Source organism: Paenibacillus sp. FSL L8-0436 (assembly GCF_038593025.1).
In the GTDB taxonomy this organism is placed as follows: Bacteria; Bacillota; Bacilli; order Paenibacillales; family Paenibacillaceae; genus Paenibacillus_AQ.
Map to the genome: position 1 here is coordinate 1,648,665 of NZ_CP151955.1, position 16,582 is coordinate 1,665,246.

12 protein-coding genes are annotated in these 16,582 nt (G+C 44.3%); 8 read left to right on the forward strand and 4 right to left on the reverse strand.

Features of this window, described 5'->3' with window-relative positions; genetic code table 11:
• Complete coding sequence (locus NSS79_RS07685) at positions 1-1,539, reverse strand: response regulator (RefSeq protein ID WP_342438884.1); 1,539 nt, start codon at positions 1,537-1,539, stop codon at positions 1-3.
• A gap of 225 nt (positions 1,540-1,764) precedes the next feature.
• Between NSS79_RS07685 and NSS79_RS07690 the strand changes: the two genes are divergently transcribed.
• From NSS79_RS07690 to NSS79_RS07700, 3 genes are read left to right on the forward strand one after another with little or no spacing between them, the layout of a single operon-like run.
• Complete coding sequence (locus NSS79_RS07690; RefSeq protein ID WP_342438885.1) at positions 1,765-3,480, forward strand: extracellular solute-binding protein; 1,716 nt, start codon at positions 1,765-1,767, stop codon at positions 3,478-3,480.
• Positions 3,481-3,501: 21 nt separating this feature from the next.
• Positions 3,502-4,392 (forward strand): ABC transporter permease subunit, encoded by an 891-nt coding sequence (locus NSS79_RS07695; protein ID WP_342438886.1) that lies wholly within the window; start codon positions 3,502-3,504, stop codon positions 4,390-4,392.
• A gap of 17 nt (positions 4,393-4,409) precedes the next feature.
• Positions 4,410-5,288, forward strand: a complete 879-nt coding sequence (locus tag NSS79_RS07700) for a carbohydrate ABC transporter permease (RefSeq protein ID WP_342440317.1) — start codon at positions 4,410-4,412, stop codon at positions 5,286-5,288.
• A 138-nt stretch (positions 5,289-5,426) separates the two neighbouring features.
• Here NSS79_RS07700 and NSS79_RS07705 read toward each other — a convergent pair whose 3' ends face one another.
• Positions 5,427-6,314, reverse strand: a complete 888-nt coding sequence (locus NSS79_RS07705) for a hypothetical protein (protein WP_342438887.1) — start codon at positions 6,312-6,314, stop codon at positions 5,427-5,429.
• A 756-nt stretch (positions 6,315-7,070) separates the two neighbouring features.
• A complete protein-coding gene (gene tnpB, locus NSS79_RS07710) occupies positions 7,071-8,159 on the reverse strand; it encodes an IS200/IS605 family element RNA-guided endonuclease TnpB (RefSeq protein WP_342438888.1) in 1,089 nt (362 codons plus the stop codon).
• A gap of 59 nt (positions 8,160-8,218) precedes the next feature.
• Here tnpB and NSS79_RS07715 point away from each other — a divergent pair, with 59 nt between their 5' ends.
• Positions 8,219-8,857, forward strand: coding sequence for a discoidin domain-containing protein (locus tag NSS79_RS07715; RefSeq protein ID WP_342438889.1), 639 nt, complete (start codon positions 8,219-8,221; stop codon positions 8,855-8,857).
• Here the strand turns inward: NSS79_RS07715 and NSS79_RS07720 are convergent.
• Positions 8,836-9,732 (reverse strand): AraC family transcriptional regulator, encoded by an 897-nt coding sequence (locus tag NSS79_RS07720; protein WP_342438890.1) that lies wholly within the window; start codon positions 9,730-9,732, stop codon positions 8,836-8,838. The two genes, NSS79_RS07715 and NSS79_RS07720, sit on opposite strands and share 22 nt — an antisense overlap.
• A gap of 178 nt (positions 9,733-9,910) precedes the next feature.
• On the opposite strand from NSS79_RS07720, the gene NSS79_RS07725 reads away from it, so the two are divergent.
• The 4 genes from NSS79_RS07725 (at position 9,911) to NSS79_RS07740 (ending at position 16,579) form a co-directional block, all read left to right on the forward strand.
• Positions 9,911-12,094 carry an alpha-galactosidase gene (locus NSS79_RS07725; RefSeq protein ID WP_342438891.1) on the forward strand — a complete coding sequence of 728 codons (2,184 nt, stop codon included), beginning with the start codon at positions 9,911-9,913 and terminating at the stop codon, positions 12,092-12,094.
• Positions 12,095-12,211: 117 nt separating this feature from the next.
• Complete coding sequence (locus tag NSS79_RS07730) at positions 12,212-13,996, forward strand: sensor histidine kinase (RefSeq protein WP_342438892.1); 1,785 nt, start codon at positions 12,212-12,214, stop codon at positions 13,994-13,996.
• A complete protein-coding gene (locus NSS79_RS07735) occupies positions 13,989-15,542 on the forward strand; it encodes a response regulator transcription factor (protein ID WP_342438893.1) in 1,554 nt (517 codons plus the stop codon). Before NSS79_RS07730 ends, NSS79_RS07735 begins: the two co-directional genes overlap by 8 nt.
• 80 nt (positions 15,543-15,622) lie before the next feature.
• Positions 15,623-16,579 (forward strand): sugar ABC transporter permease, encoded by a 957-nt coding sequence (locus NSS79_RS07740; RefSeq protein WP_342438894.1) that lies wholly within the window; start codon positions 15,623-15,625, stop codon positions 16,577-16,579.
• The last annotated feature ends 3 nt before the right edge of the window (positions 16,580-16,582 follow it).

Consider the following 16,582-nt stretch of genomic DNA (forward strand, 5'->3'; position numbering starts at 1 on the left):
CTATTCCTCTCCCAAGTTGAGTTTCTGATTCAGCTGTCTGAATTTCTCAGGAGTATGCCCGAAAAAATCTCTGAAATTTTGGCAAAAATAAGAAACGTTTTGAAATCCCACTTTATAGCAAATGTCCGATACTTTTAGATGTGTCTGCATCAGCAAGTCTTTCGCTATTTTCATACGAACATTTTTAATATACTTGTTTAATCCGTTCCCCGTGTTCTTTTTGAAAATTGAACTTAGATAATGGGGAGACAAATGTACCTTTGCAGCAAGAAGATCCAAACTCAAATCCTCGCCATAATGTTCCCCGATGTACTGCTTTACAGAAGCAATATCCCGGTTTAAAAATTCCGAAATGCTGTACTCTTGTTCAAGACGGGCAATCCCTTCAAATATGATTTCTTTTATTTCCTTTAATTCTTCTGATTTGTATAGTTTTTCGATTCCCCGGCAGAGCTCTATTTCAGGGATAGGTGCTGAATAAGTCATAATTTCCTGATACAAAGAGGAGAACAAATACTTGACATATAATTGTGAAAATTGAAGCTGCTTCGCATATTTCTGATACAGTAAATCTGTATTGGCTCTAAGACTGAAAAAATCTCTAGCCATCAAATCACTTCTGATTTTGTCTAATAAATCATTATCTGATAGTTCGGGGAGCCAATCATCAGCAAAATAAAAATCTTTTTTGACATCAAATACAAAAAAATCCGGTGAGAAGAACCGGTATTCCATCAGTTGATCTAATTGAATCAGAGCTGTTGAAAGATCCGGTAGCCTGGTGATTTCATCATGAATAGCAAGGTAGCAATTCACTTTATATTTCTTTAGTATGCTGTCTCGTATATGCATGCCTAATTCATGGGATGAAGAGAAAGACCATGATTGGCGCTGGGAAAACAGCAGCAGACTTTGACAATCATTTAGATTTAAGTAATCAATCTGCCCCTCTAACAAAGACAAGATAAATTCCTCGAAATCCGGTTCGGCATTCTCAAAAAAATTCTTTTCAAATTCCATCAAAACCATTCCATGATAATGATCGGGCAGACCGAACGAAACATCCTTCATAGAGGACGGCATTCCCAAGCCGTTAACCAGATTAAAAAGCACATGTTTCTTAACATAACCTTGTTTAATTTGCGAAGCAGCATTTTCCTGTTTTTGGTCCATTAACTGATCCATTACTTTTTGCATGGTATTTTGAAAGGCTTCAACATTGATCGGTTTGAGGAGATAATCAGAAACACCGAGGGAGATGGCCGTTTTTGCATATTCAAATTCGGCGAAGCCGCTGAACAGAATAACTTTCAATCTGGATTGAAGGCTTAAAGCTTTTTTTGAAAGCTGCAGTCCATCCATTAAGGGCATTCTAACATCAGTAAAGAGGATATCTACAGACTTATGCTCCAAATAATCGAGAGCCTTTCGTCCGTTTTCCGCCGTTACGACATGGAGGGGAAACCCCAGTTCATGAATGAGAAATTCAATACCCTCCCGTTCTTCCCTTTGGTCATCTACTACTAATATGCTTAACATTTCGGTCTTCCTCTCCAAGCGCAGTATGCCAAACCCAGTAATTCATTTTGATTGTACCATGGTTTAAATGAATTCAATCAGCGGGCAAAACATGTTGCTTAAAGTGAGTTATATATTTGTGTAAAACGTAATTTATTTGCGTATACGGTCAAATGGCCATAGTTCTACAATGAAGAGGCAAAACAATACGGGCTTTTGTTCTTATCAATTAAGGGGGATTATGTAATGAAATCGACAGTTAAAAAGTCTGCTTTTATCTTGTTGACAGCGCTTTTATCCGCTTCGCTCGCAGGTTGTCAAAACTCCAATTCCAACAATACCACCAAAGACTCTGCGGTCAATTTGAATGATCCGGCATGGAAGAAAGCCATGACGACACCTTATGAAGCCTATCCTGAAACCGTTAACTATACGGTTGGAGCGACAGCAACTAGCTATACGGCGCTTGAGGGGACAGCTTATGAGGGGGATAATTCCACCAACAATGTGTGGACGAGATATTTTAAAAATAAGCTCAACGTGCAAAACGAAGTTGCATTTGAAGCGAATGACGGCACGGATTATGTTCAAAAGGTTTCGATGGCCATTGCAGGGGGCACTATTCCCGACATCATGGTGGTTTCCGACCAGACCACCCTGCAACAGCTCTATGAGAACGATCTGATTGCGGATTTGACGGATGCTTATACAAACTGTGCCAGCGACCGGATCAAGGAGATTTACGATTCCTATGATGGCCGTGTTCTGGAGACCGCCAGATTTGACGATAAAATAATGGCCCTGCCCACTACCGAAATTTCACACGGCCCGGGTGTACTTTGGTTGCGTAAAGACTGGATGGATAAACTGGGCCTCTCCGAGCCTAAAACGATGGATGATGTAGAAAATATTATTACTCAATTTCTAGAGAAAGATCCCGGCGGCAATGGAGCCGGAAAAACGGTCGGTCTTGTGGTCGATAATGAAAATGTTGCCGGAATATCCGGGGGGCAATATGAATTGAATAACATTTTTGCGCTGTATGGCGCTTTCCCAAAACAATGGATTAAGGATGGAAGTGGTAAGGCGGCTTATGGTTCCGTACAGCCTGAAATGAAACCTGCCCTTGCAAAGCTGGCGGATCTATACAACAAGAAATTGATTGACCAACAATTTGCCGTGCGGACATCGGACGACCGAAAGGCACTGCTTACCAGCGGAAAAAGCGGTTCGTTCATGGACAACTGGTGGGGAAGCTGGACGGTGGCGGATACGCTTAAGCTGAACCCGGATGCCAAGTGGGTTTCCTATGTGGCTCCGCAATCGGAGGATGGCTCAGTTACGATGTTCACCGGCAATCCTGCGAGCAGTTACCTTGTGGTTCGGAAGGGGTTCGAGCATCCGGAGGTTGCTGTAAAAATGGCCAGCCTTCAGTTTGATTACCAGCGTTATCTGGAAAAGGACGCAACCATTTTGAAGGAGTTTGAAGACTACAGCAGCAATAATATCGGTGGCTCTCCGCTGGCCATGAATATCGATTACTATGATGCATTTTACCGTAATGTCGGGATTTATGAGGATGCGCTAAAGACCGGTGACAGCAGCAAACTGCTCAGTAATATTGATAAGAACTCCTACCGCTCCTACAAGAAATATCTGGACAGTTTAAAAAACGGAGAGAAGCCGGACCCGACCGCGTGGGCTGGGTATACTTCGAGCATCACAACTGCCAACCTGGTCAAGAATTCAAAAGTTAACGAGATTAACCCTATCTTTTTTGGAACAACGCCTTCCATGGCGCTGAAGTGGCCGACATTGACGAAAATGGAGCTTGAAATGTATTTGAAGATCATTACCGGAGAGCAAACGCCTGATGCATTTGATAGTTTTGTGAGCAGCTGGAAAAAAACCGGCGGCGATACGATTACAAAGGAAGTCAACGAAGCACTCACCTCCAAATGATGCTGAAAGAGATGATTCTTGATGAAAAATAAAAAAGACCAAACTGCGTTCCACCTTATGCTCGCACCGAGTATGGTATTCTTGTTTATTTTCTCCTTCATACCCATGTTCGGCATCGTAATGGCTTTTCAAAATTACATTCCGGCGAAAGGTATCAGCGGATCAGCATGGGTGGGTCTTGATAATTTCAAGTTTATGTTTCAAATTCCCGACAGCCGGCAGATTTTAATGAACACAATGGTAATCGCCATATGGAAAATTATTGTGGGAACCTTTGTTTCGATTGTATTCGCCTTATTGTTAAATGAAATCCGCGTACGTTTTGCCAAAAAGTTTATGCAGACCGTTGTTTATTTGCCTAATTTTCTTTCCTGGGCCGTATTGGCTACAGTCGTGATGAATATTTTTTCGTACGAAGGACCGGTCAACGCATTATTGGGATGGCTTGGCATTGACCCGGTTTTGTTTATGGCCAGCAATCATTGGTTTAGACCTATGCTGGTGCTGACTGATGTGTGGAAAGGGTTTGGATATGGCTCCATCATATACTTAGCCTCATTGACGGCTATTGATCCGGGACTTTATGAGGCGTCTTCCATCGACGGAGCCAATCGTTTTAAACAACTGTGGTATGTGACTTTGCCCGGCTTGATGCCTACCATATTACTTGTTACGACTTTAAATTTGCCTAATGTACTCAATGCCGGTTTTGACCAAATTTTCAATCTTTATAATCCCTTGGTTTACGCAACTTCCGATATTATTGACACTTATGTATACCGGGTAGGCTTAGTGGAGAGACAATACAGCTTGGGTACAGCCATCGGGCTCTTGCGGTCTGTTGTCGGAATCGTCCTCATTCTTTCTGCCAATAAGCTAGCTCAAAAGTTAACGGATTACCGGATTTTCTAAAGAGGGAGGTGTTTTCCATTTACGCGCATTCCATAAAAAGCCGAATTGCCGACATCATGATCTGGATATTGCTGCTAGCTTTCACTTTGTCCTGCCTGATTCCTTTAATTAATCTGGTTGCTATTTCGTTCAGTGACAACGCAGCGGTTTCTGCCAACATGGTAAGTATTTTTCCGGTTCATCCTACGTTCAGTTCCTATGAGAAGCTATTCTCGGACAGCCAGTTTTGGCGCTCATTTATGATTTCGGTAGAGCGGGTTGTCCTTGGTTTGATTGTCAACATGAGTCTGATGATTCTGGCCGCTTATCCGTTATCGAAAAGCTCAAAACAATTCCGGGCGCAGAAGGTGTACATGAATATTGTGATTATCGCCATGCTGTTCTCCGGGGGGCTAATTCCAACCTTTATGGTAGTCAAAGGGCTTCATCTCCTCGATTCCATATGGGCTCTGATTCTGCCGGGAGCCGTGGCGGTCGGGAATGTCATTCTATTGATGAATGCGTTCCGGGCAGTGCCCAAATCCTTGGAGGAAGCTGCAACCATTGATGGGGCTTCGCAGTGGAGAATTCTTTCAACCATATACGTGCCTGTGGTGTTGCCTACAATTGCTACGGTAACGCTGTTCACGATTGTTGGGCATTGGAATGATTATTTCGGTGCTCTGGTGTATATAAATAAAACGTCAAACTATCCGTTGCAGACTTATATCCAGCAGCTCAGCGTAGACGCGCAAAATATAACCGATCCGCAAAAGCTGATCGAATACGCCAAAATTTCAAACCGGACACTAAATGCCGCCAAAATCGTTGTCTCCACATTGCCGCTGCTCTTAATTTACCCTTTTATGCAAAAATATTTTGTTACAGGAATTGTAGTAGGTTCTCTTAAAGAGTGATGTATAGAGGGACAGACAAGGAAGTCGATGAAATAACCCGTATAGATATCCTCGGCTCAGAGCCGAGGATATGATCAAGGAAGCCGATCTGATGATTGAAAAGAGCAAAGTCCACTGTAACCTGGACATGTTACATAGTTATAAATAGCACAAAATAGATTTTTCTATCCAATACATAAATACAGTTGATGGACTTTGTTTTTCATGCTCTTTCATACTTAAATACATATCAATTCCATCAGAAACATCATGCCATAAATCCGTAAAGACAAAATCATAATTCCCCTTAGCCATATGTTCTTGTGCATATTCAAAGGCATCTGCTTTGATAATCTTTATTTTTTGAGTGTTTTTGAATTGTGGCAATATACATTTACTAAATAATTGAATAACATCTTCATTGCTTTCAACAATCGTAATACTTTCAACCTGATCTTTTTCTGAGATCATATAGGCATAATAACCAAGCCCCAGTCCAAAAGTAAGTACATTACCAAATGCCTTGGCTACAGCTTCTTTCATGGTTTCTATTTCATTCGGTGTGATGGTCATCCAGATTCTATTATTCTCTAGAATTGCTGGGAATATGAATTCAGTTTCAAAGAAACCAATCTGTGGGATTTGTCTTCCTTCTCGTGTTGTGATTATGTCATTGCAAACAAAAACTTCGTAAGGTTTGTATTTTTCATATTTTAGTTCACTATTGCCCTTTTTTATTGTTGGTATCTTAATGTTCTTAAAATACGAATTGTTATAATACTCATTGGCATCCAGTTTATGAGACATCTTATTGAAATATTTGTTGAATAAGTCTGCATCATCAACCTTATCAACAATATCTAGTCCTAAAGCAGCTGCAAATATTAGATTAAACGCATATTCGATAGTTACACCATATTTAACAATCTCATCAATTTCTTCTTTGCTTATGAAGTCAGGTTTATTATTTAAATAATTGCTTAATAAAGCAAATACTTTGTTATCCTCTTCATTAACTTTGTCTTTTATTGCTTTATTACGTTCCATATTTTCACCTTTTATTTTTACTATAGCATATGCCTGTCAAGTACTAGTGTATATGGGGGTGGAAGTCAATAGCTTTATTTTTGGATAAGAAAAGAAGCGAGGATGCGATGGCAATTCGAAAACTAATGATTAATGGTTTGATTATCTTTATGGTTGTTAACTCCCTATTCACCTACAGTTTATATGCTGCGTCTCCAACTTCCAGTTCATTGGGGTCGTCTTACGGAGGTGAATGGGTTGACAAAGTATTGGTTGAGGTCGAGGATCTCGACGGTACGATAAATCTTACATTTGATAAGAATACGGGCAAAGCTGCTTTAGAGTCTCAGACCTATTACTGTTAATGAACAGAAACCCGTGAAATTCACCTACGAATACCTGGACTATACCGAGCATGAAAATCCAAGGACTATGCGGGGAGAGGGTATCATTGAATTCAAATCTGGCACGATCGTGCTTAAAATGGGAGGACTTCCGCCGGACATAGACAAAATTTTTGCTCAGCCGCGGACCTTCATTCGTGATCCTTATGCGAACCGCGTTCCAAAGCCTGAGGATGCCAAAGCTGTTGTATCCCAATACTGCAAATGCAAAGAGTCCAATCTGGTGAAATTCATTTACCCTGCTGCAGACAATGAAAGCATTGAATCCCCACCACTTAGCTGACGCTTGAAAGGGTGGATTCTTGCGAACAGAGGAGCAATCTCCTCTTATGGGCAAGCGATCCCTGCGTTCCCGCAGTTCTACGTGTAATAGCTATACCGCTAACTGTTTGATATTATGAGCCGCATTTTCATCCCGATCATGGTGTGTTCCGCAAGCTGCACATGTCCATTCTCGAATCGAGAGGTTCTTCACTTCGGGATGGATTGTGCCGCATACGTGGCACTGCTGACTGGTCGGCTCGAAGGTGTCGGCAACCCGGAGGGTTCTTCCATACCAGGATGCTTTATACGTGAGTTGACGAACCCATTCGCCCCAGGACGCATCAGCGATGGACTTGGAGAGTTTGGGATTTTGAATCATATTCGCCACACGCAGATGTTCGATGCTGATCGTTTGGTACTCACGGATCAGCTTCGTTGTCATCTTGTGGAGAAAATCGTGCCGGGAATTTGCAATGTGTTCGTGAATACGGGCAATGTGTTTCTTGGCTTTCTTCCAGTTGGAGCCCCCTGGTGTGCGTCTCCCCAACCGCCGCTGCCACAGCGCTAGCTTTTTCTCGTATTGACGGTAAAACCTGGGGTTGGCAAAATGCTCGCCGCTTGAGCACACCGCGTATTCCTTAAGCCCCAAGTCAATGCCGATATGTACATCTACTTGTGGGAGCGGGGTCTTTTCGACCTCGCAAACCAGGGAGACGAAATACTTATCGCTGGCGTTTTGACGTACCGTAGCGGACAGTATACGCCCCTCCAGCTTCCGAGAGTTGGCGAAACGCATCCAGCCGAGCTTGGGAAGCTTCAACCGGTTGCCTTCAATGGCGATATTTCCGTTCGTGAATTTCGTGGTGTAGCTTTGTACTGGATGCTTCCGGCTTTTGAAGCGAGGCGCTTGATTTTGTTTTTTGAAAAAGCGGTCAAAGCTATCTGCCACATGCCGAACGGCGGACTGTAAAGCAATACTATCGACTTCTTTGAGCCAGTCATATTGGGTTTTTAGGACGGGGAGCTGTGTCGCACAGGTCTGATAGGACAAACCTTTGCCTGTCTCGGCATAGGTTTGGTTCCACTCTTCCAGGAAATGATTGAACACAAAGCGGCAACAGCCAAACATTCGACGAATGAGTTGCTGTTGCCCGGTATTTGGGTAGATGCGATATTTATACGCTTGGTGAACGATCATGTGCGACACCCCCTTTTGTAGTATTTTTTTACAGTATAGCACATATGTTCGCTGAATAGTTGAAAACCGCCGATTCATCTCCGCCTATAGAGGTCGGAGTCTTTTCGGCTTTTGGAGGTGAAAATTGGATTGTTTATATCGAAGTGTATGTAAGAGGAATTCTTTTAACCGAATATAAAGTGAATTTGCACACCTATAAGGCAACAGAAATCAAGGATTTATGGTCGCAATCCTCTCATTTTGCCAACAAAGTTAAGGTTTCAAAAATCACAGCATCATCCACATTACCTAAATCGAAGGCCGGCTCTTATAGTGCAAATCAAGTAATCGATGGGGATACAGCCACATGCTGGTGCGAAGGGGTTAAAGGGAGTGGAATAGGACAAAGCTTTACGGTTAGCTTCCCCAAAAAAACTGAGGTTAGCAGCTTGAAGGTTTTTCCGGGGTATGGTAAATCCGTCTCCGCATATCTGGAGAACAACAGTGTGCGCAAAGCAAAAATAACCTTCTCCGATGGAACCTCTGTCATTGCTGATTTCACGAAGGAATCCGTATGGGATCTGCCAAAAGTTAAAGCAACAACCAGCATTACGTTCACCATATTAGAAGTCAACCTAGGCTCTAAATATAACGACACTTGTATCTCGGAATTTACCATTTTTATTTCTTCTATTTCTCATGGTGTGAATCCGCTATAAAAAAGATGTTCCTCTTCAATTTGCAGAATTTGCTTTGGGGAATCGTCCTGGGATAGGGCAAGAATTTCCGCACGGTAATGTTTAGGAGAGGAGCCCTTTAGCTTTTTGAACATTTTTGAGAATAGTAAAGCATCGCTGTAGCCTACGGATCGGGAAATGTCAGCGATCGAAAGTTCCGCGTTTCCCATGATCTCACATGCTCTATTGATTCTATAGCGAATTAAATAATCCTGGATGCTTATATGCATCCGCTGTTTGAATAATGAACACAAATAGCTCCGGTTGAGTCCGATAAATTGGGCAATGTCCGTAATGGTTATTTTTTCGGGATAATTCATCTCGATAAAATCCTTTACCTTTTCAACGTAAATCTCAGCACGGGTTTCTTTTAATTCAGGGGATGTAGCCGGACTGAACTCCACGAGCAGCGATAACAATAAATAAAGAAGCCCCGTCAATCTGGTTTCCCGGGCTTTACGGAATTCCCGCGACTCGTTCATTAACTGCAAGTATTGGTAAATCTTATCATCCCTATCGTAGTGGAAGATGGGGGAATCCTTTGTTAGCCCTGCTTGCTTGAGGAGCAGTTCCGCCGATGTTCCGTTAAAACCAACCCAGCAATAGGACCAAGGATTTGCTGTATCAGCTTGATAATAAGTGAATACATCGGGGGAAATTAAGAAACCTTGCCCCTTCCGCAACGGATATTTGATTCCGCCGACTTCAAAAAATCCCTCTCCGCTCAAAACATAATGGAGTAAATAGTGACTCCGCACAGCTGGCCCGAAAAAATGACCCGGTATACATTCCTCAATGCCGAATTGGTTGAGTTGTAACTCTGTATGCTGTTTACTTCGTGGTAAATACTCAATCACAGTAAATCTCCTTAATATAAAATATCTAGTATCATAACATATTTAGTGAGTACCATGCCATGTACTCTATGTCTGAGTTTAATATATTATTTCTATAGAAGTGCCTGTCTTATTGCATGGGCTTATCAAGTATTAAACCATGTGGACAGTATTCACTGGAAGGAAGGGATATTTTGCTATGGGCATAATTGTACAAGAGCAAGCCGGGCTGTTTCATCTGCAGTCGTCCGGTATGAGCTACATTTTACAGATAGTAGATGGTCACCCTGTGCATGTATATTGGGGAAGCAGACTGAAACACCGGGAACCAATGTCCGATTTGCTAATTTCTACCCCAAAAAAGGCTGGAATAGATCGGCTGCCGCAAGAATACCCGCAATATGGGAGCGGAGACTTCCGGAATCCGGCGTATCAGGTTGAACTTGAGGATGGAACACGTATCACTGAGCTGAAATATGAAGGTTACCGGATGACTAAGGGAAAGCCTCTCCTAGCCGGGCTACCGGCCGTTTATACCGAGGATGAAACGGAAACAGATACGTTGGAACTGGATTTAACAGATGCTTATTCAGGGCTTAAAGTTGTGCTTAGTTATAGCATCTTCGCGGATCGTGACGTCATCATTCGCTCGGCCCGGCTGAGTAATGAGGGTGGCACAAAGTTGCGGCTTCGGCGTGCCCTGAGTGCCAGTGTCGATTTTCCGGGTAAACGCGATTTTGAGATAACGTATCTTTCAGGTGCCTGGGCTCGGGAAGGTAATATTACCCGCAAAGCGCTTCATCAAGGGGAGACCCGAATCGATAGTAAAAGAGGCATGAGCGGCCATCAATTCAACCCTTTTGCCGCGTTGGTCACTCCGGAAACGACAGAACACCACGGTGAGGCTTTTGGTTTTAGCCTTGTCTATAGTGGTGGCTTTGAAGCAGATGCGGAAGTGGACTCGTTTGGCTCTACCCGGTTTAGCATCGGGATAAACTCCTTTGATTTTGCGTGGCTGCTCAGTCCAGGGGAGAGTTTCCAGACCCCGGAAACCGTTATGGTTTACTCCGGGCAAGGACTGGGAGACATGTCACGAACGTATCACCGTCTGTATCGGACCCGGCTTTGCCGGGGGGAATATCGGGACGAAGAACGTCCTGTTCTAGTCAATAACTGGGAAGCTACCTACTTTGACTTTAATAGCGATAAGCTGGTGTCGATAGCAGAAGAGGGAGCCAAGCTGGGGATTGAGCTGTTTGTTTTGGATGATGGCTGGTTCGGGAAACGGGATTCTGACAATTCTTCGCTTGGTGATTGGTACGAGGATCGCCGGAAGCTCCCGGGTGGTCTTCAGGAGGTTGCGGAACGCATCAATAAGCTAGGCCTGAAATTCGGGCTCTGGGTTGAGCCTGAGATGATCTCGCCGGACAGTATGCTGTACCGGGAGCATCCAGACTGGTGCCTTCATGTTCCGGGACGGAGACGCAGCGAAGCAAGATGGCAGCTAGTGCTGGATTATACCCGCAAAGAAGTGCGCGATTATATCTATGACTCGCTGTCCGCTATTTTTTCCAGTGTGCCGGTCTCTTATGTGAAGTGGGATATGAACCGATGTTTAACAGAAATAGGCTCGGCTGACCTGCCGCCGGAGCGTCAATCCGAGACCGCCCATCGTTATGTTCTGGGATTGTACGAGCTGTTAGAGCGCATTACCACCGCATTCCCGCATATTCTTTTCGAGAGTTGCTCCAGCGGAGGCGGCCGGTTTGATCCAGGCATGCTCTATTACATGCCGCAAACCTGGACCAGTGATAATACCGACGCCGTGGAACGGCTGAAGATTCAATACGGCACCAGCCTGGTTTACCCCGTAAGCGCAATCGGAGCGCATGTGTCGGCCGTGCCGAACCATCAAGTGGGCAGAATAACACCCCTTGATTTCCGGGGCGATGTCGCGATGTCTGGAAACTTTGGTTATGAGCTTGATCTTACGAAATTCTCTGAAGAGGACAAAGAGACGGTCAAACGCCAAATCGTAACTTACAAGGAGATTCGCGGATTAGTACAGAGGGGTGATCTGTACCGCTTGAAGAGCCCCTTCGAAGGAAATGAGTCCGCTTGGATGTTTGTTTCCGAGAATAAAGAAGAGGCGCTGGTCTACTATTTCCAAGTGATGGCCGTGCCAAACGCGCCCCAGAGATTTTTGCGTCTAGCCGGGCTTCATGCGGAACTCGCATACGAGATTCAGTCGGGATACAGTGGAGAACAGTCTATCCATGGGGGAGATAGGTTAATGCAGTTGGGGCTGCCCCTTCCTTATGAACAAAAGGATCATGAAAGCGGATGGTTCCGTATCCGAGCTGTGAGTCCTGACAAGGCTTGATGTAAAGGAGCTTTCACTATCCGAAAGAGTAAAACACATCAATAAATCAATGCCCCTTTTTGTGTGAAAAGGGGCATTTTGCGTGCAGTGGCCGTATTGGCCCGGGAGGATTATTCCATGAATTTTACCCGAATGATGAATGACATGAAAATGAAGAAGAAGCTGGCGCTTACATTTATTTCAGCGGCTGTTCTTCCGTTGGTGTTATCCAGCTTATTTTTGACCGGGAAGCTTCGGGAGATTGTCATTAATAACGCCTCTTCGCAAGTAACTGACAATGTGGAGCGCGTCAGAAAACGTACGGAAGAGCTGATTAAGGTACCGCTGGACATTTCCTATCGGCTAACCATTGATAACCGGATGAAGAGGGTGGCCACCAAAAAATATGAAAGTTACACCGAGGTTATTCAGGCATACCGGGAATATACGGATATTCGCGACTATATCCAATTGTATAAAGAGATTTCCAGCATTCGTGTGTATGTCGTTAATCCGAAAGCACTCAACAACTGGGAATTTATCCAGCCGGACCATACCATTACGGCCGAAGCGTGGTACAAGGAGGCCATAGATCAGAAAGGACTTGCCGGCTGGAACCTAATCAAGGATGAACGTAACGATACCGAGCATCTTAGTCTCATACGTTCATTCTCTGTGGATTCAATTGGGCAAAAAGGTGTTCTGGTCATTAATGTAGATAAACAGCAATTAAGTTCGATTCTGGACCAGGAGTCGTTCACTACGCTTATCGTGGATAACCGGAATCGGGTCGTCGGCTCTAATGAAGCGGAGTTTTTCGGGAAGAACCTGTCAGAAATTGATGGAGAAGAACAGATACTTTCGCGTCAGGAAGGCAGTTATAACACGGTCGTGGGCGGCAAAGCCTCCAAAGTGGTGATCGCAAATCTGAATCCGGAGAATAGCTGGAATGGACTTCGGATCATTTCCATTTTTTCCGTTTCCGAGATTACCCGTGATGCCAATCAAGTGATCAGGCTCGGCGTAGTTGTGATAACGGTCAGCCTGGTATTTGCAGTTTTGCTAATCTATGCTTCAGCTTCGCTATTATCCAGAAGGCTGCTTCGCCTAAGCAAACATATGTCCAAAGTGGGATTGGGATCTTGGGAAACGTATCTCCATATTGACGGTAAAGATGAAGTTGGTTTGTTGTCCAAGCAATTTAATGCGCTCGTTAGAAGCGTGCATGATTTGGTCCAAGAAGTCCAAGAAACGAATCATCAGAAAAATCTTGTAGAGCAAAGACAAAACGAGATTAAGTTCAAAATGCTGGCAAGCCAGATTAATCCGCATTTTCTCTTCAACTCTTTGGAATCTATACGAATGGAGGCTCACATTCGCAAGCAGGATGATATCGCGGAGGCCGTGTGGCTTCTGAGCACGTTATTGCGCAGCAGTCTGGAGGCTGGTAACGGCAACATTCCGCTTCGGGAAGAACTTGAGCGTGTGCGCTGTTATCTGGGTATGCAAAAGTTCCGCTATGAAGACCGGTTGAAATATAGCTTGACGGTTGATCCCGATTTGGAGGAGATGCCCGTCCCTCCGTTAATTATTCAGCCTTTAGTGGAAAATTCCATCGTTCATGGTCTTGATAACCGCGAAGAAGGAGCTGTCATTAGTGTTGAAGTGAAGAGAATCCCGAAGGGAGTTCGAGTCAAGGTATGGGACAACGGCGCAGGCTTCCCGGCAGAACGTCTCGCTAGTATTCGAGCGGAGCTTGCCGTATCCGTACATGAGCAGGAAAGCAAGCGGATTGGTATTAGAAATGTAAACGATCGGCTCGTCATGCTGTACGGGGCATCCAGTGCCTTGAGTATCGAAAGCGAGCTCGGGAAAGGCACTTACATCACGTTTTTCATTCCTGGAGGTGCATCCAATGATTAAGGTAGTGATCGTGGACGATGAACCGAAGCTCCGTCAAGGACTTCAAACGCTAATTCCGTGGGGGAGTCTCGGTTTTACAGTTATAGCTACAGCAGGCAATGGTAAAGAAGCATTGAAAGTTATCGAGGAAGAAAACCCTCAGGTTGTAATTGCAGATATCCGTATGCCGGTTATGGACGGCTTACAATTGATTCAGCGCTTAAGAGCGGCAGGTCAACATTTGCATGTTCTTATTCTCAGCGGATATGCCGATTTCGAATACGCCAAACAAGCGATCAAGTATGGGGTTGCGGGTTATCTCCTTAAACCAGTGAACATCAGCGAAATGTCCGCTAGTTTAAAGCTGGTGCGTGAGCAGATCGAAAAGGATTCCCTTTCGAACGAGGGGCGTCAGACAGAGGTTATGGACCGGGATTTGTATCTACACAGTCTACTTGTTCCTCAGCAGAAGACGGAAGATCCGGCAAAGCTGAGAAGTAAGACAAAACAAGCGGATTTGTTATGGGGCAGCTACGAAGTTGTGGTCATCTATCCGCGAGTTTCCGATGCGGATCGTTCTGAAGAATTAATCCGGCTTTCAGTTGGACTGAAACAAGGGATAGAGGGGCGAAGTAGGGGAATGGTGACCGTTATCTCCCCCTATGTCATTCTTCTGCTCAACGCGCCGCTGCACGGAAGACAACGGCGCGATAATCTGTACGGCGAAGTTCGGAGCATCGCAGGCGATACCCGATTCGCTGCTGCAACCGGAGGGGCTGTTACCGAACCGGAACATATTAGCAGCTCTTATTCAAAAGCCCAGAAAGCGGTAAAACAAGCTTTTTTCAGCACTAAGGATAGTCTTCTGGAGCCGGATATTTCTTGTTTGCCTTCGCCGGCAATGTCCCGGCTGCCCGATGACAACTATGAAGAGAGGATAGAAGATTTAATATTCCGCTTGTATTATTGCCTGGATGCAGGAAACAAGACAATGGTACTTCAGCTGCTAAACGAGGCCGCAGCATTTTTTCTCAAGCAGGGACAAGATGAGCAGTCTGTTAAACAATCCTTCTTTTTTCTTTCTAACGCGATTATTCATAAACTGGCCGCTGCCTCCCGGATCGAGTTAAAGGAAACGGAGACAGTCTCACGATTTTTAAACGGGATATACCAGCATGATCATCTGCAGGATCTCATAGAAGAGATCCACTGTTTCTTGTCAGCATTTGCGGAGGACTTCGAACCTAAAGGCAAGGAGCAGGAAATTAAAAAAATGCTCGACTTCATTAATAGACATTATGCAGATGACCTAAGGCTGTCATCGCTTGCAGGACTGCTAAACTATAGCACCCCTTATTTGGGACAGTTGTTCAGGACTATGACCGGAGAGTACTTTAATACTTATCTGGACAGGGTCCGCATCCAAAAAGCAAAAGAGTTTCTGGGCCAAGGAATGAAGGTATACGAAGTGGCCGAGCATGTCGGTTACACGAACGTTAATTACTTTCACAGCAAATTCAAAAAATACGAAGGCCGTTCTCCGTCGGATTATAAAATCCATAATTAGTGGATGATTTTCCCCGAAATTCTTAGTATGGGCCATGCCTCCCTTCTGATTTATTATGTATTCAAGAGAGGGGAGGAACTATGAAAACGATAACAGTAAATGCGGAAAACGCATACAAAAAGAGAAAAAAAAGTGCCTGGAAGGAGTTTAAAAATCAGAAGTATCTGTACTACATGTCTATACCATTCGTTCTTTGGGTCTTTGTGTTCCAGTATTTACCCTTATGGGGCTGGACCATGGCTTTCCAGAAATATAAACCTGGATTAGGTTTTTTTGAACAGAAATGGGTGGGCTTAGAGCATTTTCGCAGCTTGTTCAGTGATGATCACTTCTACCAAGTGCTGCGAAACACGCTGGCTATGAGTTTTATGGGGCTGATCGCCGGTTTCATTGTACCTGTCGTCTTTGCTCTGCTCCTAAATGAGGTCCGTGTTCAGGCTTTAAAACGGTTTGTCCAGACCGTATCTTATCTTCCACACTTTGTTTCCTGGGTGGTTGCCGCAGGGATTGTCGCCAAAATGCTCTCTACGGACGGCGGAGTAGTGAATGATATCCTCCTTGGCCTGAACCTTATCGATCAGCCGATTCAGTTTATGGCCAAAGGCCACTTATTCTGGGGGATTGTAACTGGTGCGGATATTTGGAAGGAAACAGGCTGGAACGCAATCATTTACCTGGCTGCTATATCCGGTATTGGTCCTGAATTGTATGAAGCTGCACGGGTAGACGGTGCTAGCCGATTGAAACAAATATGGCATATTACGTTGCCGGGTATCCGGCCGACAATGATCGTCCTTTTGATTATGTCCATTGGTCATCTGTTAGGTACAGGTTTTGAGAAACAATTTCTGCTAGGGAATCACCTGGTCATCGATTACTCTGAAGTGCTTGATTTGTATGCGCTTAATTATGGTCTGGCTATGGGACGATACTCCTTCGGAACGGCTATCAATATCTTCAATTCGTTGATAAGCCTCATCCTATTGTTTGCGGCTAACGGAATTTTTAAGCGCTTTACAAATGAAAGCATTATGTAAGGA

Coding starts and splice junctions, on each gene's coding strand:
- NSS79_RS07690 (WP_342438885.1), top strand. CDS start 1,765: ATGAAATCGACAGTTAAAAAGTCTGCTTTTATCTTGTTGACAGCGCTT.
- NSS79_RS07705 (WP_342438887.1), bottom strand. CDS start 6,314: ATGGAACGTAATAAAGCAATAAAAGACAAAGTTAATGAAGAGGATAAC.
- NSS79_RS07685 (WP_342438884.1), bottom strand. CDS start 1,539: ATGTTAAGCATATTAGTAGTAGATGACCAAAGGGAAGAACGGGAGGGT.
- tnpB (WP_342438888.1), bottom strand. CDS start 8,159: ATGATCGTTCACCAAGCGTATAAATATCGCATCTACCCAAATACCGGG.
- NSS79_RS07735 (WP_342438893.1), top strand. CDS start 13,989: ATGATTAAGGTAGTGATCGTGGACGATGAACCGAAGCTCCGTCAAGGA.
- NSS79_RS07730 (WP_342438892.1), top strand. CDS start 12,212: ATGAATTTTACCCGAATGATGAATGACATGAAAATGAAGAAGAAGCTG.
- NSS79_RS07740 (WP_342438894.1), top strand. CDS start 15,623: ATGAAAACGATAACAGTAAATGCGGAAAACGCATACAAAAAGAGAAAA.
- NSS79_RS07725 (WP_342438891.1), top strand. CDS start 9,911: ATGGGCATAATTGTACAAGAGCAAGCCGGGCTGTTTCATCTGCAGTCG.
- NSS79_RS07695 (WP_342438886.1), top strand. CDS start 3,502: ATGAAAAATAAAAAAGACCAAACTGCGTTCCACCTTATGCTCGCACCG.